This is a genomic window from Burkholderia sp. LAS2 (assembly GCF_018417615.1).
Lineage (GTDB): Bacteria > Pseudomonadota > Gammaproteobacteria > Burkholderiales > Burkholderiaceae > Burkholderia > Burkholderia sola.
In genome coordinates this window covers 1,123,104-1,140,687 of the sequence record NZ_CP071053.1, presented here as the reverse complement: position 1 = coordinate 1,140,687, position 17,584 = coordinate 1,123,104, and the positions used below count along the sequence as shown (strand labels likewise).

21 protein-coding genes are annotated in these 17,584 nt (G+C 67.9%); 13 read left to right on the top strand and 8 right to left on the bottom strand.

Features of this window, described 5'->3' with window-relative positions:
* The first annotated feature begins 2 nt into the window (after positions 1 to 2).
* Both JYG37_RS25545 and JYG37_RS25540 read left to right on the top strand, forming a co-directional pair.
* Positions 3 to 356: a DOPA 4,5-dioxygenase family protein gene (locus JYG37_RS25545; RefSeq protein ID WP_089489893.1), complete on the top strand. Its 354-nt coding sequence runs from the start codon at positions 3 to 5 to the stop codon at positions 354 to 356.
* 118 nt (positions 357 to 474) lie between these two features.
* Complete coding sequence (locus JYG37_RS25540; protein WP_050013386.1) at positions 475 to 900, top strand: nuclear transport factor 2 family protein; 426 nt, start codon at positions 475 to 477, stop codon at positions 898 to 900.
* A 59-nt stretch (positions 901 to 959) separates the two neighbouring features.
* Here the strand turns inward: JYG37_RS25540 and trhA are convergent, their stop codons facing one another.
* The 3 genes from trhA to JYG37_RS25525 all read right to left on the bottom strand — a co-directional run bounded on the left by trhA (position 960) and on the right by JYG37_RS25525 (position 4,085).
* Entirely contained in the window at positions 960 to 1,580 is a 621-nt protein-coding gene (gene trhA / locus JYG37_RS25535) for a PAQR family membrane homeostasis protein TrhA (RefSeq protein WP_050013387.1), read from the bottom strand.
* Positions 1,581 to 1,788: 208 nt separating this feature from the next.
* Positions 1,789 to 1,995 carry a YbdD/YjiX family protein gene (locus tag JYG37_RS25530; RefSeq protein ID WP_050013388.1) on the bottom strand — a complete coding sequence of 69 codons (207 nt, stop codon included), beginning with the start codon at positions 1,993 to 1,995 and terminating at the stop codon, positions 1,789 to 1,791.
* Between the two features lie 11 nt (positions 1,996 to 2,006).
* Positions 2,007 to 4,085 (bottom strand): carbon starvation CstA family protein, encoded by a 2,079-nt coding sequence (locus JYG37_RS25525; RefSeq protein ID WP_050013389.1) that lies wholly within the window; start codon positions 4,083 to 4,085, stop codon positions 2,007 to 2,009.
* A gap of 269 nt (positions 4,086 to 4,354) precedes the next feature.
* Here JYG37_RS25525 and dapF point away from each other — a divergent pair, with 269 nt between their 5' ends.
* From dapF to JYG37_RS25485, 8 genes are all read left to right on the top strand, one after another.
* Entirely contained in the window at positions 4,355 to 5,167 is an 813-nt protein-coding gene (gene dapF / locus JYG37_RS25520; protein WP_089489894.1) for a diaminopimelate epimerase, read from the top strand.
* Positions 5,164 to 6,048 carry an RNA polymerase sigma-70 factor gene (locus JYG37_RS25515; RefSeq protein ID WP_089489895.1) on the top strand — a complete coding sequence of 295 codons (885 nt, stop codon included), beginning with the start codon at positions 5,164 to 5,166 and terminating at the stop codon, positions 6,046 to 6,048. The genes dapF and JYG37_RS25515 overlap by 4 nt, the downstream gene beginning before the upstream one ends.
* A 209-nt stretch (positions 6,049 to 6,257) precedes the next feature.
* Positions 6,258 to 6,737: a carboxymuconolactone decarboxylase family protein gene (locus JYG37_RS25510; protein WP_050013392.1), complete on the top strand. Its 480-nt coding sequence runs from the start codon at positions 6,258 to 6,260 to the stop codon at positions 6,735 to 6,737.
* Positions 6,738 to 6,812: 75 nt separating this feature from the next.
* Positions 6,813 to 7,214 carry a cupin domain-containing protein gene (locus JYG37_RS25505; protein ID WP_050013393.1) on the top strand — a complete coding sequence of 134 codons (402 nt, stop codon included), beginning with the start codon at positions 6,813 to 6,815 and terminating at the stop codon, positions 7,212 to 7,214.
* 110 nt (positions 7,215 to 7,324) lie between these two features.
* A complete protein-coding gene (locus JYG37_RS25500; protein ID WP_050013394.1) occupies positions 7,325 to 8,329 on the top strand; it encodes a LysR family transcriptional regulator in 1,005 nt (334 codons plus the stop codon).
* Between the two features lie 205 nt (positions 8,330 to 8,534).
* Positions 8,535 to 9,290, top strand: a complete 756-nt coding sequence (locus JYG37_RS25495) for an SDR family oxidoreductase (protein WP_050013395.1) — start codon at positions 8,535 to 8,537, stop codon at positions 9,288 to 9,290.
* Between the two features lie 25 nt (positions 9,291 to 9,315).
* On the top strand, positions 9,316 to 9,831 hold the full coding sequence (locus JYG37_RS25490; protein ID WP_050013396.1) for an Ohr family peroxiredoxin: 516 nt from the start codon (positions 9,316 to 9,318) through the stop codon (positions 9,829 to 9,831).
* 40 nt (positions 9,832 to 9,871) lie between these two features.
* Positions 9,872 to 10,624, top strand: coding sequence for an SDR family NAD(P)-dependent oxidoreductase (locus tag JYG37_RS25485; RefSeq protein ID WP_213346152.1), 753 nt, complete (start codon positions 9,872 to 9,874; stop codon positions 10,622 to 10,624).
* 55 nt (positions 10,625 to 10,679) lie between these two features.
* On the opposite strand, the gene JYG37_RS25480 is transcribed toward JYG37_RS25485, so the two are convergent.
* Both JYG37_RS25480 and JYG37_RS25475 read right to left on the bottom strand, forming a co-directional pair.
* Positions 10,680 to 11,108, bottom strand: a complete 429-nt coding sequence (locus tag JYG37_RS25480) for a PRC-barrel domain-containing protein (RefSeq protein WP_050013398.1) — start codon at positions 11,106 to 11,108, stop codon at positions 10,680 to 10,682.
* Positions 11,109 to 11,546: 438 nt separating this feature from the next.
* Positions 11,547 to 12,677 carry a 3-deoxy-7-phosphoheptulonate synthase gene (locus tag JYG37_RS25475; RefSeq protein ID WP_050013399.1) on the bottom strand — a complete coding sequence of 377 codons (1,131 nt, stop codon included), beginning with the start codon at positions 12,675 to 12,677 and terminating at the stop codon, positions 11,547 to 11,549.
* 283 nt (positions 12,678 to 12,960) lie between these two features.
* On the opposite strand from JYG37_RS25475, the gene JYG37_RS25470 reads away from it, so the two are divergent.
* Together JYG37_RS25470 and JYG37_RS25465 are read left to right on the top strand one after the other, a co-directional pair.
* The gene (locus JYG37_RS25470) at positions 12,961 to 13,515 is read left to right on the top strand and encodes a hypothetical protein (protein WP_050013400.1); all 555 of its coding nucleotides are present in this window, start codon (positions 12,961 to 12,963) and stop codon (positions 13,513 to 13,515) included.
* 28 nt (positions 13,516 to 13,543) lie between these two features.
* Positions 13,544 to 13,966 (top strand): hypothetical protein, encoded by a 423-nt coding sequence (locus JYG37_RS25465; RefSeq protein WP_089489899.1) that lies wholly within the window; start codon positions 13,544 to 13,546, stop codon positions 13,964 to 13,966.
* A gap of 99 nt (positions 13,967 to 14,065) precedes the next feature.
* Here JYG37_RS25465 and JYG37_RS25460 read toward each other — a convergent pair whose 3' ends face one another.
* The gene (locus tag JYG37_RS25460; protein WP_050013493.1) at positions 14,066 to 14,776 is read right to left on the bottom strand and encodes a YceH family protein; all 711 of its coding nucleotides are present in this window, start codon (positions 14,774 to 14,776) and stop codon (positions 14,066 to 14,068) included.
* 408 nt (positions 14,777 to 15,184) lie between these two features.
* Between JYG37_RS25460 and JYG37_RS25455 the strand changes: the two genes are divergently transcribed.
* On the top strand, positions 15,185 to 15,946 hold the full coding sequence (locus tag JYG37_RS25455; protein WP_124556552.1) for an SDR family oxidoreductase: 762 nt from the start codon (positions 15,185 to 15,187) through the stop codon (positions 15,944 to 15,946).
* 17 nt (positions 15,947 to 15,963) lie between these two features.
* Here the strand turns inward: JYG37_RS25455 and JYG37_RS25450 are convergent, their stop codons facing one another.
* Together JYG37_RS25450 and JYG37_RS25445 are read right to left on the bottom strand one after the other, a co-directional pair.
* The gene (locus JYG37_RS25450) at positions 15,964 to 16,668 is read right to left on the bottom strand and encodes an MOSC domain-containing protein (RefSeq protein ID WP_050013403.1); all 705 of its coding nucleotides are present in this window, start codon (positions 16,666 to 16,668) and stop codon (positions 15,964 to 15,966) included.
* The gene (locus tag JYG37_RS25445; RefSeq protein WP_050013404.1) at positions 16,665 to 17,561 is read right to left on the bottom strand and encodes a dihydrodipicolinate synthase family protein; all 897 of its coding nucleotides are present in this window, start codon (positions 17,559 to 17,561) and stop codon (positions 16,665 to 16,667) included. The genes JYG37_RS25450 and JYG37_RS25445 overlap by 4 nt, the downstream gene beginning before the upstream one ends.
* Positions 17,562 to 17,584: the final 23 nt, after the last annotated feature.

The window sequence follows — 17,584 nt, the reverse complement described above, 5'->3', positions numbered from 1 at the left end:
CCATGGCTGCTCTCGACACTACCGCCATCGACAGCTGGCACGCGCACGTCTATTTCGATGCGGCAAGCCGCGACGCGGCTTGGGCATTTCGCCAGGTCGTCGACGCGCGGTTCGGCGCGGTCATCGAACTCGGCCGCTTTCACGAACGCCTCGTCGGCCCGCATCCGGCGTGGTCGTACCAGATCGCGTTCGATGCCGCGCGATTCGACGACATCGTGCCGTGGCTCGTGCTGAACCGCGGCGCGCTCGACATCTTCCTGCATCCGAATACGCACGACGAACTGCGCGACCACCGCGATTGCGCGGTGTGGATCGGCAAGTCGCATGCGCTGAATCTCGACGCGCTGGCCGGCTAGGCGCCACCCGCAGAGCGCCCGCGGCGCGGCCCGGCATCCACGTTTCGGGTCGACGTGAAACGTCTCGCGGCGGCGCACCCCTACAGTGGTTTCCGTGATCGACTTCCGGAAACCCGCCATGACACCCGCAGACACCGATGCCGATGCCCGGCGCATCCATGACGACTGGCACGCGGCCGTCGTCGCCCGCGACCTCGACGCGCTGATGTCGCTGTATGCCGACGACGCGGTGCTCGAAACGCCGCTCGTCGTCGCCACGCTGCCCGAACACGGCTCGGGCGTGCTGCACGGCAAGGCCGCGATCGGCGCGTTCTTCGCGGCCGGCCTGCGCAATCCGGACAACCCGCTCGGACGCTGGTACCGGACCGGGCTGTTCTTCTCGAACGGCCGCCAGCTCGTCTGGGAATACCCGCGCGCCACGCCGGACGGCGATCAGGTCGATCTCGTCGAGGTGATGGATCTGCGCGACGGGTTGATCGCGCATCATCGCGTGTACTGGGGATGGGTGGGCTTCGGCGCGCTGCGGGACGCGCCGCGCCGGTAGCGCATGCTGCGGCCGACTCGCGACGCGCGGAGCATCACGCGCTCAACGCGCCATGCCCCTCACGCGACATACATCGCGACACTGACGAACTGGCACAGGCTGCCGGCCAGCACGAACAGGTGCCAGATACCGTGTCCGTGGCGGATGCGTTCGTCGTTGATGAAGAAGTAGATCCCCGCGCTGTAGATCACGCCGCCGGCCACGAGCCATGCGGTGCCGACCGGCGGCAGCGCGTGGATCAGCGGCCGCACGGCGACGAGCGCGAGCCAGCCCATCAGCACGTACAGGATCATCGACAGCAGGCGCGTGCGGCGCCCGAGCGTCAGCTCCTGCACGATGCCGAACACGGCGAGCCCCCAGCTCACGCCGAACAGCGACCAGCCCCACGGGCCGCGCAGCGTGACGAGCGTAAACGGCGTATAGCTCCCTGCGATCAGCAGATAGATCGCCGCATGGTCGCATTTCTGCAGGATCGCCTTCAGGCGCGGGTTGCGCACGCTGTGATAGGCCGTCGAGATCGCGTAGAGCAGGATCAGCATCGCGCCGTACACGCTGAAGCTCACCACCTTGTACGGGTCGCCTTCGAGCGCGCCCATCGTCACGAGCGCGACGAGGCCGGCCACCGACAGCACCGCGCCGACGAGATGGGAAATGCTGTTGAAACGCTCACCGACATGCACGACGTGTTCTCCTGCGGTCCATCGGGAAAAGAAAGTGCCCTAATGATACCGGCGGCCGGATGCCGCCGCGCTGCGCGCGGGCAAACGGCACGCAAGCGCCCTGCGGTGCGCGTCGTCGGCCCACCAAAGAAAAAAGCGCCGCGACAGCCATCGCGGCGCTTCCGTTTCGATACCGAACCGATTCGTCAGGCGATTGCAACGGCCCGGTTCAGCAACACTTCCCCGCCCCCGACCCGTACCGCGCATTCTGACGCTCACGGAAGAATTCCTCGTACGTCATCGGCTCGCGGTCCGGATGGGTGTCGCGCATGTGCGCGACGTAGGTATCGTAGTCGGGCAGGCCGACCATCAGCCGCAACGCCTGCCCAAGGTAACGCCCCGCGCTGCGCAGGTCGCCGCCAAGATCGCTGAACATCGCGGCCCCCCTTAACGTCCGCTGCCGAGCGCCTGCGCGGCCGGCATCGCTTCGTACGGCGTCTCGCGCACGGTCGGCTTCGACTCGCGGCGCGCGCGCAGCACGGCGAGCAGGCCGTACACCGCGATCGCCACGACGACGAAGATGAACAGCCCGGCCAGCGCCGCATCGATGTAGTCGTTGAAGATGATCCGTTTCATCTGCGCGATCGACTTCGCCGGCGCGAGCACCTTGCCCTCGTCCACCGCGGCCTGCAGCTTCGCGGCGTGCGCGAGGAAGCTGACCTTCGGGTTCGCGTCGAAAATCTTCTGCCAGCCGGCCGTCAGCGTGCAGATCAGCAGCCACGCGGTCGGCACGATCGTCACCCAGGCGTAGCGCTCGCGCTTCATCTTGAACAGCACGACGGTGCCGAGCACCAGCGCGATCGCGGCGAGCATCTGGTTCGAGATGCCGAACAGCGGCCACAGCGTGTTGATGCCGCCGAGCGGATCGACCACGCCCTGGTACAGGAAGTAGCCCCACGCGGCCACGCACAGCGCGGTGGCGACGAGGTTGGCGGGCAGCGACTCGGTGCGCTTGAGCGCCGGGTGGAACGTGCCGAGCAGATCCTGCAGCATGAAGCGGCCCGCACGCGTGCCGGCGTCGACGGCCGTCAGGATGAACAGCGCCTCGAACAGGATCGCGAAGTGATACCAGAACGCCATCATCGCTTCGCCGCCGATCACCTGGTGCAGAATGTGCGCCATGCCGACGGCCAGCGTCGGCGCGCCGCCCGCACGCGCGATGATCGTGGTTTCGCCGACGGCCTTCGCGGTTTGCGTGAGCATGTCGGGCGTCAGCACGAAGCCCCATTGCGTGACGGTGTTCGCGACCGCTTCCGGCGTCGAGCCGAGCACGGCGGCCGGCGCGTTCATCGCGAAGTAGATGCCCGGTTCGATCACGCACGCGGCGACCAGCGCCATGATCGCGACGAACGATTCCATCAGCATCGCGCCGTAACCGATGAAGCGCGCGTTGGTTTCGTTGTCGATCAGCTTCGGCGTCGTGCCCGACGAGATCAGCGCGTGGAAGCCCGACACCGCGCCGCACGCGATCGTGATGAACAGGAACGGGAACAGGTTGCCCGCCCACACCGGGCCCGTGCCGTCGACGAACTTCGTCAGCGCGGGCATCTTCAGTTCCGGTGCGACGACCAGGATGCCGATCGCGAGGCCGAGGATCGTGCCGATCTTCAGGAACGTCGACAGGTAGTCGCGCGGCGCGAGCAAGAGCCACACCGGCAGCACCGACGCGACGAAGCCATAGCCGATCAGGATCCACGTGAGCTGCGTGCCGCTGAACGTGAACCACGCGGCGATCGCCGGCGAGGCGGCCACGTTCTGACCGAACGCGATCGCGGCCATCAGCCCGATGAAGCCGATGATCGACACTTCGCCGATGCGGCCCGGGCGGATGTAGCGCGTATAGACGCCCATGAACAGCGCGATCGGAATCGTCGCGGCGACGGTGAACGTGCCCCACGGCGAATTGGTCAGCGCCTTCACGACGATCAGCGCGAGCACCGCGAGGATGATCACCATGATCAGGAACGCGCCGAACAGTGCGATCACGCCGGGCACCGTGCCGAGCTCCATCTTGACGAGGTCGCCCAGCGAGCGGCCGTCGCGGCGCGTCGAAATGAACAGCACGATGAAGTCCTGCACCGCGCCGGCGAACACGACGCCGGCCAGGATCCACAGCATGCCGGGCGTATAGCCCATCTGCGCGGCGAGCACGGGGCCGACCAGCGGCCCGGCGCCGGCGATCGCGGCGAAGTGATGGCCGAACAGCACGTACTTGTTGGTCGGCACGTAGTCGAGGCCGTCGTTGTACTTGACCGCCGGCGTCATCCGCAGCCCGTCGAGCTGCATGACCTTGCTGGCGATGAAACGGCTGTAGAAGCGATACGCGATCAGATACACGCAGACTGCGGCGATCACGATCCAGAGGGCACTGACGCGTTCGCCGTGCGCGAGTGCGATCGTGCCGAATGCGAACGCGCCGAGCAGCGCGACCGCGATCCATAGCAGGGTACTGGAAGCCCGATTCATGGCGTCTCCTGGTCTCCAATGTGTTTTTGAGTGGATGCGGCGAGGCGCCGAACCCGCGTGACGTCGATGCGTCGTGCCGCAGCCTCGCAGAGGCCGCGGCGATGGGCCGTAGTATTCCGCGCGATGGGGGAGGCTTACAAGCGGATAACTACGTATGCGGGGCTACGTAGAATTACGTAGACCCCTGTCGCATGCGCCTCGTCGGGCAACAATTGCCCGCGACCGCCGAGCCACGTACAGTGTTCGCCTACCCCCACTCCGGAACCGCCATGCCGATCGCATTTCAGAAGATGAACGCGAATGGCGATGACTTCGTCATCGTCGACCTGCGCGATCAGGGACACGAGCAAGCGCACCGCGTCGATCGCGATCTCGTGCGGCGCATGGGCGACCGGCATCGCGGCATCGGCTTCAATCAGCTCGCATTGATCTCGGACTGCGACGACGCCACCGCGTACGTCGCCTTCCGGAATCCCGACGGCTCGACGCTCGATACCTGCGGCAGCGCGACGCGCGGCGCCGCATGGAAGCTGATGCGGGAAACCGGCGCGGCGTCGGTCGTGCTGCGCACGAATCGCGGCCGCTTGCACTGTTCGCAGGATGCGCACGGACTGATCAAGGTCGAGATGGGCGCTCCGCGGTTCGGCTGGCAGGACATACCCTTTGCCGAAGCCGCCGACACGCTCGCGCTGCCGCTGCCCGGCACACCGGCCGCCTGCAGCATGGGCAATCCGCACTGCACGTTCTTCGTCGACGATGTCGCTGCACTCGACCTCGAAACGCTCGGCCCGGCGATCGAAACGCATCCGCTGTTTCCGCGGAAAACCAACGTGCATTTCGTTCAGGTCATCGATCGCACGCACATTCGCCTGCGCATCTGGGAGCGCGGCGGCGGCGTGCCGCTCGGCTCCGGCTCGTGTTCGTGCGGCGCGGTGGTCAACGGCATCCGGCGCGGCCTGCTCGACGAGACCGTGAACGTCGAATGCGACGGCGGCAACGTGACGGTGCATTGGGATGGCACCGGCAATGTGTTCCTGAGCGGGCCGGTTGCATTCGGGTTCAGCGGGGTGTGGCTGTCATGAGCGACGACGCACAGATCTTCCACACGCTGCGTCCGCGCCTGCAAAAGATCGCGTACCGGATGCTCGGCTCCATCGCGGACGCCGAAGACATCGTGCAGGACGTGTGGCTGCGCTGGCACGACGCGGCGCGCGACGGTATCGAGAATGCCGAGGCATGGCTCGTCGCGGTCACGACCCGGACGTCGATCGACCGGCTGCGCGCGGCGAAGATCCGGCGCGAGCACTACACGGGTATCTGGCTGCCCGAGCCCGAACTCGGCGAATCGCCTGCGACGCCCGAGGAAATGACGGAGCGCGCGAACGACGTGTCGGTCGCCTATTTGCTGCTGCTCGAGCGGTTGACGCCGGAAGCGCGCGCAGCCTTTCTGCTGCGCGAAGTGTTCGATGCCGACTACGACGAGATTGCCGACGCGATCGGCAAATCCGAAGCCGCGTGCCGGCAGCTCGTCAGCCGGGCGAAGGCCCAGTTGCGCGACGACGACAGGCCGCGCCACATCGTGCCGCGCGAAACGCACCGGCAATTGCTGCAGACCTTTTCGCATGCCCTCGCGCAGGGCGATTTTCCGTCGATCCAGGCGCTCCTCGCCGAAGATGCGATGCTGATCGGCGACGGCGGCGGCAAGGTCCAGAGTTTCCCGAAACCGATGGTCGGCGGTCGCCGCATCGCACAACTGTTCTACGCGACGTGGTTGCGCTGCGGCAGCGGCGTCGAAATGCGTCCGGTCGTGCTGAACGGCGAATGGGCGATGCTGCGCATCATCGCCGGCCAGCTCGAATCCGCGATGGCGTTCGAGACGGACGGCACGCGCATCGTCCGGATTCTCGTGCAGCGCAACCCCGACAAGCTCGCGCGCATCGCAGCCGCGTGCAGTGCTGGCTAGGGCGTGTTCACGCCCTAGCGATGGGTTGAACCCCGAAGCGCGCGTCGTGCACCGCTCGATGCGGCATTGGTGCAGCCCGCGCAACACGATGCGTCCCTGTGCGTGGCTACCGCGCGCCGGCCCACACTCCTAAGATGATTTCGCGCGGCGCCCTGCCGCCCCCGACGCCCGCCCAACGCGGGCCAGCCTCTTCGTCGCCAGGAGAAATCATGACGCAGCGTCTCAACTACATGCATCAATCGCCGGAACTGTTCCGGCAATTCCTCGAACTCAGCAACCTGCTGCGCGGCAGCGCGATCGAGGAATCGATCCGTGACCTCGTGTCCGCACGCGCGTCGCAACTCAACGGCTGCGCATTCTGCCTCGACATGCACGTGAAGGAGGCTCGCCTGCACGGCGAGCGCGAGTTGCGCCTTCACCATCTCGCGACGTGGCGCGAATCGACGCTGTTCTCGCCGCGCGAGCGGGCTGCGCTGGCCTGGACCGAAGTACTGACGAAACTCCCCGAGCACGGCGTGCCCGACGACGTCTACGATCGCGTGCGCGGCCAGTTCTCCGAGAAGGAATTGTCGGACCTGACGTTCGAAGTGATGGCGATCAACGGCTGGAACCGCGCGAACGTGGCGTTCCGCACCGCTCCGGGCTCGGCCGACAAGGCTTACGGCCTCGACAAGGCCAATCTCGCCTGACGCCCGCGCCCGGCTACGGGCCGCTCCCTTCTTCGCCGCCGGCTGCCGGCCGGCGGCTTCACTGGAATCCATCCGATGATTCGCCTGAAACATGCCATCGCGGCCGCGCTCGTCGCCGCCTCGACCACCGGCGCTGTCCACGCGGCGCCTTCGGCCATCGTCACCCCGTTGATGACGAAGCCGCTCGACGCGTATCCGGGCAAGGAAGCCCTGATGATCTCGGTCGAATATCCGCCCGGCGCGGTCGACCCGGTCCACCGTCACCACGCCGAGGCCTTCGTCTATGTCGTCGAGGGCTCGATCGTGATGCAGGTGAAGGGCGGCGAGCCCGTCACGCTGAAGCCGGGCCAGACCTTCTACGAGGGCCCGAACGATCTGCACACGGTCGGACGCAACGCGAGCCGGACGCGGCCCGCGAAGTTCATCGTGCTGCTGTTGAAGGACAAGGGTGCGCCCGTGCTCGTGCCGGAGAAATAGCCGGCCCGCACGCCGCCGCGCCCTTTTTTGAAAAAATGCGGTGGGCGGTGTCACAGGCGGCAGCGCTGAACCGTCTAGTCGCATACGGACACCACGATTCCAGCGCCTCCATGCCCGACACCTCCATCCGCCGCCCCGACGCCGACGACCCTTTCGCACGCAGCTTCTCGACCTGCTACGCCGGCGTCGTCACCTTCCTGGCCGTTGTCACGGAAGGCAGCTTCGCACGCGCCGCCGATCGCCTCGGCGTCGGCCGCTCGTCGGTCAGCCGCCACGTGCAACGGCTCGAGGATCGGCTCGACGCCCGCCTGTTCCAGCGCACGACCCGCAGCATGTCGCTGACGCGCGAAGGCGAACTCTTCTACGAAAACTGCCGGCCCGGCATCGAGCATCTGGCGCAGGCGCTCGAGGACATGCGCGAGCTGCGCAGCGGGCCGCCGAGCGGACACCTGCGCATCGGCGCGACGCCGGGCTTCGGCCGCAAGGTCATCGCGCCGCTGCTGCGCGACTTCCATGCGCGGTATCCGGACATCACGCTCGAACTGCTGTTGAACGACAGGCCCGTCGATTTCTCCGCCGACCGCATCGACGTCGCGTTTCGCGACGGCCGCATGGAGGACAGCGCGATCGTCGCGCGCCGGCTGATTCCGATGCAGATGATCGTCTGCGCGTCGCCGTCGTACGCGCACCGGCACGGCTTGCCGCGCCACGTCGACGATCTCGAGCGGCATCGCTGCATCAACCTGCGCACCGCATCGGGCCGCGTGACGGAATGGGAATTCAGGATCGACGGGGCGACGCAGCAGCGCCAGATCGCCGCGCATCACACGTTCAACGACATCGATCTCGTCGTGCACGCGGCGCTCGACGGGCTCGGCATCGCGCAACTGCCCGCGTACCAGGTGTGCGACCTGCTCGCCGACGGCCGGCTGCTGAGCTGTCTCGGCCAGCACGCGCCGGACGACGGCGGCCACTATCTCTGCTACCTGAGCCGCAAGCATCTGCCCACGCGCATCCGCGTGTTCATCGACTACATGATCGAACAGACGCGGGCGCGCGATCTGCAGTGCCTGACCACGATGACGACGCTGGCGCCGCTGGAGACGGTCGATTGATGCATTCCCGGCAACATGGTGAGGGCTTGCCGGCCTCTACCGGATCGCGCGGCGCATGCCTACGATGCGGGCTGTTCGACAGGCACGCGAATACGGCGCTGCGCCGTTCGGCAACGTACCGGCCCGATCGCGCGAACGCGATGGGCGCCGGTTTCGGCAGATTCAAGCGGCGCGCATGTCGCGCGCCCGTTCAAGGAGAGCAATCGTGAAAATCGTCGTGATTGGTGGTACCGGCCTGATCGGCAGCAAGGTCGTCAGGAACCTGATCGCACGCGGCCACGACGCGGTGGCGGCCGCGCCGTCGACGGGCGTCGATACGATCACGGGCGCGGGGCTGGACGCCGCGCTGGCCGGCGCGGAGGTCGTCGTCGATCTCGCGAATTCGCCGTCGTTCGAGGAAGCGGCCGTGAAGGCGTTCTTCGAGGCGTCGGGGCGCAACCTGTTCGCCGCGGAGCGCGCGGCCGGCGTACGCCATCACGTCGCGCTGTCGGTGGTTGGCACCGACCGGCTGCAGCAGAGCGCGTATTTCCGCGGCAAGATCATCCAGGAGAACCTGATCCGCGAAGCCGGCGTGCCGTACACGATCGTGCGCTCGACGCAGTTCTTCGAATTCGTCGGCGCGATCGCGCAGGCCGGCGCGCAGGGCGACACGGTCCGCTTGACCACCGCGCACTTCCAGCCGATCGCATCGGACGACGTCGCGGCCGCCGTGACCGACTTCGCGCTCGACGCGCCGCGCAACGGCATCGCCGAAATCGGCGGCCCCGAGCGCGTGCGGATCGCCGATCTGGTCGAGCGTTTCCTGTCGGCGACGCACGACGCGCGCACGGTGACGCGCGACGCCAGCGCCGACTACTTCGGCGCCGTGCTGCAGGACGATACGCTCGTGCCGACAGCCGGTGCGCGCCTCGGCGCGACGACCTTCGACGCGTGGTTCCGGCAGAACCAGCCCGCGCGCTGAGCGCCTCGGCCGGATCACGCACATCATGACGCCGCTGCGCCCGCCGCCGCTATCGCTGCTCGACCGGTATCGCGGACGAGAACCGCAGACGCTGTACTCGACGACGGTGACCGTTACCGGCGGCGCGGCGGAGCACGGCCGCGCATCGGGCGTCGCGCGTTCCGACGACGGGCGGCTCGATGTCGAGCTGCGCCTGCCGTCCGCGCTCGGCGGACCCGGCGACGGCCCGAACCCGGAGCAACTGTTCGCCGCGAGCTATGCGGCGTGTTTTCACGGCGCGCTGAGCCTGCTGGCTGCACGGGCGGGGGTGTCGATCGCCGGTGCATCGGTGTCCGCGTCGATCGACTTCTGCCGCGATCCGATGGACGGGCTGTTCATGCTGAACGCGAACATTCGCGTGCGGCTGCCGGGCGTCGAACGCGTCGTGGCGGAAGAGCTCGTCCGCAATACGGAGCGTTTCAGTCCTTACACGAAGATGGCGCATGAGGGAATCAGCCACGTGGTGGCGCTGGCGCCGGCGGACGATGCGCACGAACGCTAAACGGCACGCACGTTCAACCCATCATCTTCACGAGAAAGTCATGCAGTCATTCGACAACAAGGTGGTCCTCATTACCGGCGGCGGCGCCGGCATCGGGCGGGCGGCGGCCGTCGCGTTCGCACGCGAAGGGGCGCGCGTCGTCATCACGGGCCGCCGCGAAGAGGCGCTTTCCGCCGCCGCGCGCAGCGCGCCGGGCATCGACTACGTGGTCGCGGATGCCGGCGATCCGGCCGACGCCACGCGCACGATCGACGAAGCGGTCGCACTGGCGGGGCGGCTCGACGTGCTGGTCAACAATGCGGGCGCGGGGGCGATCCTGCCGCTCGAGTCGGCGACCTTCGACGCGATCAGCGCGATCTTCCGCGTCAATACGCTCGGACCGTCGATGCTCGCGACCGCCGCGCTGCCGCATCTGAAAGCAGCCCGCGGCAGCATTGTCAACGTGTCGAGCACGTTCGGACACAAGGCCGCGGCGCTGTTGTCGCACTATGCAGCGAGCAAGGCCGCGCTCGAGCATCTGACGCGCTGCTGGGCGCTCGAGCTCGCATCGGCGGGCGTACGCGTGAACGCCGTCGCGGCGGGCCCGACGGAAACGGACTTCCTGTCCGAACGGATGAAGCTGTCGGCACCCGACATCGAAGCAATCAAGGCGCAGGAGCGCACGCGCATTCCGCTTGGCCGGCGCGGCGAGCCCGCGGACGTCGCGAACTGGATCGTGTCGCTCGCGTCGCCGCAGGCGGCATGGATGACAGGTCAGGTGATCACGGTCGACGGCGGACTCGACGCAACCTGACCGTCGCAAGGACGCGGGCACGCGACGTACGACGCGTGCCGCGCGATACGGCAAATCAGTGCTTTTCGTCGACCTTCTTCGGCTTCGGCGCCGACGGCACCTTCGCGTACTGGAACGCCGGCGTGGCCTTCAGCGCTTCCTTGGTCGCACCCGGCAGGTAGATGTTGCCGTTGCGCACGTCGAGCGACGCGATCGGCACCGCGACGTCGTGCGCGGCCACGCCGAGGAAGCCGCCTGCCGACACGATCGCGGCCGACACCGAGCCGTCCGGCGCGACGATCAGGTCGCGCACCTTGCCGACTTTCTGGTTCTCGTCGTTGTACACGGTCTTGCCGAGCACGCTTTTCTTCACGCTCCAGCCTTCGAGCAGCGCCTGCGATTGCTCGACGGTCACGCTGATCGGCTGCGCGCCCGCGATCTGCGCATGCGCGCTGATGCTCGACGCGAGGACGGTTGCTGCGAGGAGGGTCTTGTAGAACTTCATGTGTGATGCACTCCGGTTCGGTTGTTGTGGATTCCGGGAACGAAGCGACGCGGGCGCAATGGCTGATCGGTGAGCGCCCGCGGATGGCCGCCCCGCGGATGGCCGCCCCGCGGATGGCCGCCCCGCGGACGGCCGCCCCGCGCTTCGTCGGTCGCGTGACGGCCGGCCGCACCGCCACTGCGTGTGTGCGTGGCCGGACTGCAGCGAGCAACACGTCTTTCATGGTAGCGGGATTCGCCGGATCGTGCGTTGAGCGTGCAACGTGGCAAGCGGGGCGGAACGGATCAGGATCAAGGTTCGTGCAAACAGACGGCGCGCGCGGCGCGGAAAATGGCGCCGTGACCCGTCGATTAGCGCAATCTCACGGACGAGCGCCCGATCTTCGCGGCGTATCGAACACATCGAATCACGCGGCGGGCGCCGCGCCGCCGCGCAGCATCACGCATTCCGCGCATACACCCGGCGATGCCGCACCGCCTCCGCCAGCACGTCGAGCACCGGCTCCGTCTGCGTCCAGCTCAGGCACGCATCGGTGATCGACACGCCGTATTGCAGCGGCACGCCCGGCTTCAGGTCCTGCCTGCCCGCCTCGAGATGGCTCTCCACCATCACGCCGACGATCCGGTGCTCGCCCTGCCCCAACTGCCGCGCGAGATCCTGCGCGACCTCGATCTGCCGCTCGTGCGACTTGTTCGAGTTCGCATGCGAGCAGTCGACCATCACCTGCTCGCGCAAGCCGGCCTTGCGCAGCACCGCGCAGCTCGCTTCGACGTGCTCCGCATCGTAATTCGGGCCGTTCTTGCCGCCGCGCAGGATCACGTGCGCGTCGTCGTTGCCGCGCGTCTCGAAGATCGCGGCCATCCCCATCTTCGTCATCCCCATGAACGCATGGCTCGCGGCCGCGGCGACGATCGCGTCCGACGCGACCTGCACGCCGCCGTCGGTGCCGTTCTTGAAGCCGATCGGGCAGCTCAGCCCCGACGCGAGCTGACGATGGCTCTGGCTCTCGGTCGTGCGCGCGCCGATCGCGCCCCACGCGATCAGGTCGGCGATGTACTGCGGGCTCAGCAGGTCGAGGAATTCGGTCGACGCCGGCAGGCCCAGCGCGTTGATGTCGAGCAGCAGTTGCCGCGCGGCGCGCAGCCCTTCGTTGATGCGGAAGCTGCCGTCGAGGCGCGGATCGTTGATGTACCCCTTCCAGCCGACCGTCGTGCGCGGCTTCTCGAAGTACACGCGCATCGTGATCAGCAGGTCGTCCTTCAGCGCGTCGGCGGCGGCCTTCAGGCGGCGCGCATAATCGAGCGCCTGGTCGTGATCGTGGATCGAGCACGGGCCGACGACGAGCAGCAGCCGGTCGTCGCGGCCGTGCAGGATGTCGCCGATCGCGCGGCGCGTATCCTCGACGAGCGTCTGCGTCGCGGCCGGCACCGGCAGCTCGTCGAGCAGCAGCGCGGGCGAAATCAGCGGACGCACCGCGCCGATGCGGACGTCGTCGATGCGGGTGGTGTCCTGCGTCGCGTCGGCGCTGCCTACCTCGCGATCGTGGGAAGGATTGTCGAGGTTCTGCATGGTGATTCTCCGGGGGACATCTGTCTGGAATGATGGGCAGGCTCGATTATGGCACCCGTGCGGAACGATAGCGGGTTGCGGGGAAGTCGACCGAAATCGACACGACGGGTCGCGACGTGACGGCGATCGCAGTCCGCCGGCCATTCGGCCGAGTGGTCGCATGTCACCGCGGTGCCGTACGATCGTGGCTGTCCGCTGCCGATGCGGCCCCTCGCTCGACACCGGCGGCACCATGCGCCGCCTGCCTGCGACCGATCGTTCACCCCTTGCCCGACACGCCACGATGACCGTATCCGACCTCCTCAGCGCCATCCGCCAACCCTACGCCGACCTGCTCGCGCAAGCGGCCACGCAACCGGCCGCCGTCGTCGAGCCGGCCTACCGGAAAGCCGACGGCACGCTCGCCACCGAAGGCCCGCTCGCGCTGCCATGCCGGGCCGACACCATTCACGGCGAAGGCGAATCGGCTGGCCAGCCGGCGATGGTCGATTCGACCACACAACTCGATTTCGAGCCGTTCGCGTTCGAGCTCGAAACGGTAGCCGTATCGATCCATCCGTTCGTGTGGGACTGGGCGACGATCGAAGCCGACGGTCTCGACGAAGCCGCGGCCACCGAGGTGTTCAAGACCTGGTTCTTCGCGTGGTTCGACGCCGACGACGAAAGCATGCCGGCCGAAGACGGCCTGCACGGCATCGTTCACTATCTGTCGGAACCGGCGAACACCGAGCAAGGATGGCGCGTCAACGCGGATCTCGGCTCGGCGCCGGGCGCGGCGGTCGAGGACCTGCTGTTCCGGCTCGTCGATGCGGGCGCCACGCGAATCAGTGTCGGTTGAAGCGCTTTTCCATGACGGACAGACGAACATGAAAAAAACATTCGCGGCGTTGCTGGTGTGCATCGCATTGCCCGCGTCGGCGGAAGTCAGTACCGAAGTGCTGTGTTTTCAGACGAGCGGAGACAAACCCGTGCGCTTCGAATTGCGCACGTACTACGACGACGTGGCCAAGTGGCAAGGCGGTGTCGTCCGGTATGCGAAGTCGAAGACGGCGATCCCGCTGCTGTTCAAGCACGAGGATCACGAAGAACTGGCGGAGGGCCGACCGTACCAGTTCACGACCACGTGGTGGGAAATGGTCGACGGCAAGATCAACGGCGAGTACGAGATGACGAGCCAGGGCGCGATCGTCTATTCGATGACGTACCGCAACGCACGCACCGGCAAGCAAACGGATTTCGCGTGGGCGCAGGAGGTCGATGCGTCCGCGAAGGCGGGGTGCCGCTGGTAATGCGGCTTCGGGCAGGGTTGCGGAGCGCGTTCGTCACCCGGCGCGCGCGCGAGCGCGTGTGCGCCGGTGTCACTCCGTTTCAGGTGCCTTGGGCGTCTGTCAGCCCGCGTCGCCCGGCGCGTCGACGTCGATACCGAGTTCGCTCGCCATCCGCTGAACCAGCGCATTGAGTCGCGCCACTTCGTCCGCGAGGCGCTTCTGCTCGGCCTTCAGTGCCTCGAATTCGGAAGGCGGCACCGAATCCGCGCCACCGCCGGCATCCGCGCTCGCGAAGTCGGCCATGTTCACTTCGCCGCACATCAGGTGCATCCAGCGGTTCTCGCGCGCACCCGGTGCACGCGGCAGCCGGACGACGAGCGGCTGCGTGCGCGCCGCGAGTTCGTCGAGGAACGCCTCGACCGACGAGATATCCGCGAAGCCGTGCAGGCGCGCGCTGTTCAGGCGCAGCTCGGCGGCCGTCTGCGGGCCGCGCAGCAACAGGATCGTCAGCAGCGCGATCGCCTGGCTCGGGATGCCGAGCACGCGGTTCATGTTGTGCTCGAAACGCGGCACGCGGCTGCTGCTGCCTTCCATCACGAGGCTCAGGTGCTTCAGCCCGTCGAGCGCGGTCGTGACTTCGTCCTCACTGACGTTCATCACCGGCGCGCGCGCGGTTTTCTGGTTGCAGCCCGCGGTCAGCGCGTTCAGCGACAGCGGGTAGGTATCCGGCACCGTGTGCTGTTTCTCGACGAGCACGCCGAGAATGCGGGCCTCGAGGGGCGTGAGTTCGCGAAGGGCGCGGGGCGTGGGCGTATCCGGCGTGGTGTTCATGAGTAGCGTCGCGGCGTGCAGCAGGTGAAGGGAAACGATCGCGGCCCGCGCGGCATCGCGCACGGGCGAGCCATATGATAGCTCGCGGCGAGCGGCCCGGCGCCGCTCATCGCACCAGCGCGCGCACGTGCCGCGGCATGCTTTCGTCCGACGTAGCGGCGCGGCCGATCGCGCGCGGTGCAATGCGACGATGCGTGGGCCGCAGCGCCGCAGATTCGGCCTTCGCGCACACCCCCGCGTTTGCGCGATGCCCATGCCGGCGCTACGATAGGCGCTCATCACGATATCGAGCGCGCCGCGCGCGACCGTCTTCGCTCGTCGATACCACGCATCACTCGCCCCGAATTCACTGCCGCCGTGCGTGCGCGCCGCTCGCCACTACCGTTCACCCCTCACCGGTTCACCACCATGACTGCATCTTCTCCCGCACCCGTGCGCGCCATCGTCACCGGACACACGCGCGGCGTCGGCGCGGCGCTCGCCGAACAACTGCTGCAGGAAGGCATCGCCGTGCTCGGCGTGTCGCGCAGCCGCCATCCGTCGCTCGCGTCGCAGGCCGGCGAGCGCTTCGCCGAAGTCGAACTCGACCTGTCGGATTCCACGGCCGTCGCGGCCTGGCTGGCCGGCGACACGCTGTGCCGCTTCGTGGACGGCGCGTCGCTCGTGCTGCTGTTCAACAACGCGGGCATCGTCGATCCGATCGGCCCGCTCGCCGTGCAGGACCCGACGATCGTCGCCCGCGCGGTCGGCCTGAACGTCGCCGCGCCGCTGATGCTGTCGGCCGCGCTCGTGCAAGCCGCGTCGGCCGCGACCGAATGCCGGATCGCGCACCTGTCGAGCGGCGCGGCGCGCAACGCGTATGCGGGCTGGAGCATCTACTGCGCGACCAAGGCCGCGCTCGATCACCATGCGCGCGCCGTCGCGCTCGACGCGAACGGCGCACTGCGGATCTGCAGCGTCGCGCCGGGTGTCGTCGATACGGGCATGCAGGCCACGATCCGCGCGACCGACCAAAACAATTTCCCGATGCGCGAGAAATTCGACGAGTTGAAGGCGAGCGGCGCGCTCGCCACGCCCGAGGCCACCGCCCGACAGCTGATCGGCTATGTGCTGAGCGACGCATTCGGTAACGAGCCGACGGCCGACGTGCGCAACCTGCCGACGAAGTAAGCATCGGACGCGGCCCGTCATCCTTCGAGCCGCTTCGTCCAGTCCTCGACCTGCCGCTCCGTGCGGCGCTTGTCGAGCATCTTGCGCCAGCCGGGCGGCAGCAGCGGCACGTCGCACAGCGCGTCGAGCGCGGCCATGTCGAGCGTGCGTCGATACAGCACGTCGAGCACCGCCGACAACGGCCATTGCGGGTAGCGGCGCGCATGCAGCGCCAGCACGTCGCCCGCCGCCACCCAGCCTTCCTGCAGCACGCGGTAGTACCAGCCGGTCCGGCCGCTTTGCTGCACGAGCGCCGCCATCCTCGGATGATCGAAACGTGCGTTGAGCTTCGAGCACGGCTGCCGCGACTGCGACACCTGGAGCACCGCGCCACCCAGCGTGAACACGTCGCCGAGACACACGTCGCGCTCGGTGATGCCGCGCGTCGACAGGTTCTCGCCGAACGCGCCCGGCCGGGCGAGCACGTCGCGCGCGCCGATCTGCCCGGCCCACCACGCATAGTGATCGTGCGCATAGTGATGAACGGCCTTGTCGGGGCCGCCGTGATGCCGCGCATCGGCCTGCTCGTCGCCAGCAAAGCCGAGCGCACCCAGCCACCGGCGCGCATCGACCGGCTGCTTGTCGATCGCGCTCGCGTGCGGCGTGCCGGCGAGCGGCCGGCTCGCGCCGATCCGCACCGCGTCGATGACGGCCGCGATCGCCGGCCGCGCGTCGTCGCTCATGCCGCGGCAACCTCCGGCAGCGCCGCCAGCAGGCGCTCGAGTTCGCGCGTGCGTGCGTCGCCGAGCGGCAGCAGCGGCCGCCTCGGTTCGCCGGCGTCGAAACCGCGCAGCCTCAGCCCGGCCTTCACCGTCACCGGCAACCCGCCGTTGACGATGAACTGCAGCAACGGCAACTGCGCGTGAAAAACCGATCTGGCGCGCGCGAGATCGCCCGTGCGCATCGCGTCGAACAACGCGAGCGGCAACGCGGCATTCAGGTTCGGCGCGGCCGTGCACCATCCGGACGCGCCCGCGGCCAGCGCGGCGAGCGCCATCGGATTGCTGCCGTTGTAGAACGGAATCGTCCCGTCGCTCAACTGCGCGAGCCGGTGCATCCGGCCGATGTCGCCGGTGCTTTCCTTGACCATCGTCACGTTGTCGACAGCCCGGCAGATCGTCGCGATCAGGTCGGGCGACATGTCGACGCCGCTCGTCGCCGGGTTGTTGTACAGCATGATCGGGATGCCGATCGCGTCGCCGATCGCGCGATAGTGCGCGACGATCTCGTCGTTGCCGAGCTTCCAGTACGACACCGGCAGCACCATCACCGCATCGGCGCCGGCCTGTTCGGCGTAGCGGGCGCGGCGCACCGCGCCCGCCGTGGTGAGATCGGAAATCCCGACGACGGTCGGCACGCGCCGGCGCACCGCGCGAATCGACGCGGTGGCGACGGCCTCCCATTCGGCATCGGACAGGTATGCGCTTTCGCCGGTACTGCCCAGCGGCGCGATCGCGTGAACGCCGTCGGCGATCAGGCGTTCGATCAGCGCATCGAGCGCTTTCAGGTCGACGTCGCCGGCGGCGGAGAACGGCGTGACCGGGTAGGCAATGATGCCTTTCAGCAGGATGGACACGATGGGTATTCCTCAATGATTGT

Coding starts and splice junctions, on each gene's coding strand:
- JYG37_RS25470 (WP_050013400.1), top strand. CDS start 12,961: ATGACCGTATCCGACCTCCTCAGCGCCATCCGCCAACCCTACGCCGAC.
- JYG37_RS25450 (WP_050013403.1), bottom strand. CDS start 16,668: ATGAGCGACGACGCGCGGCCGGCGATCGCGGCCGTCATCGACGCGGTG.
- JYG37_RS25525 (WP_050013389.1), bottom strand. CDS start 4,085: ATGAATCGGGCTTCCAGTACCCTGCTATGGATCGCGGTCGCGCTGCTC.
- JYG37_RS25500 (WP_050013394.1), top strand. CDS start 7,325: ATGCCCGACACCTCCATCCGCCGCCCCGACGCCGACGACCCTTTCGCA.
- JYG37_RS25490 (WP_050013396.1), top strand. CDS start 9,316: ATGACGCCGCTGCGCCCGCCGCCGCTATCGCTGCTCGACCGGTATCGC.
- JYG37_RS25485 (WP_213346152.1), top strand. CDS start 9,872: ATGCAGTCATTCGACAACAAGGTGGTCCTCATTACCGGCGGCGGCGCC.
- JYG37_RS25540 (WP_050013386.1), top strand. CDS start 475: ATGACACCCGCAGACACCGATGCCGATGCCCGGCGCATCCATGACGAC.
- JYG37_RS25510 (WP_050013392.1), top strand. CDS start 6,258: ATGACGCAGCGTCTCAACTACATGCATCAATCGCCGGAACTGTTCCGG.
- JYG37_RS25530 (WP_050013388.1), bottom strand. CDS start 1,995: ATGTTCAGCGATCTTGGCGGCGACCTGCGCAGCGCGGGGCGTTACCTT.
- JYG37_RS25455 (WP_124556552.1), top strand. CDS start 15,185: ATGACTGCATCTTCTCCCGCACCCGTGCGCGCCATCGTCACCGGACAC.
- JYG37_RS25475 (WP_050013399.1), bottom strand. CDS start 12,677: ATGCAGAACCTCGACAATCCTTCCCACGATCGCGAGGTAGGCAGCGCC.
- JYG37_RS25480 (WP_050013398.1), bottom strand. CDS start 11,108: ATGAAGTTCTACAAGACCCTCCTCGCAGCAACCGTCCTCGCGTCGAGC.
- JYG37_RS25545 (WP_089489893.1), top strand. CDS start 3: ATGGCTGCTCTCGACACTACCGCCATCGACAGCTGGCACGCGCACGTC.
- JYG37_RS25515 (WP_089489895.1), top strand. CDS start 5,164: ATGAGCGACGACGCACAGATCTTCCACACGCTGCGTCCGCGCCTGCAA.
- JYG37_RS25505 (WP_050013393.1), top strand. CDS start 6,813: ATGATTCGCCTGAAACATGCCATCGCGGCCGCGCTCGTCGCCGCCTCG.
- JYG37_RS25465 (WP_089489899.1), top strand. CDS start 13,544: ATGAAAAAAACATTCGCGGCGTTGCTGGTGTGCATCGCATTGCCCGCG.
- dapF (WP_089489894.1), top strand. CDS start 4,355: ATGCCGATCGCATTTCAGAAGATGAACGCGAATGGCGATGACTTCGTC.
- JYG37_RS25460 (WP_050013493.1), bottom strand. CDS start 14,776: ATGAACACCACGCCGGATACGCCCACGCCCCGCGCCCTTCGCGAACTC.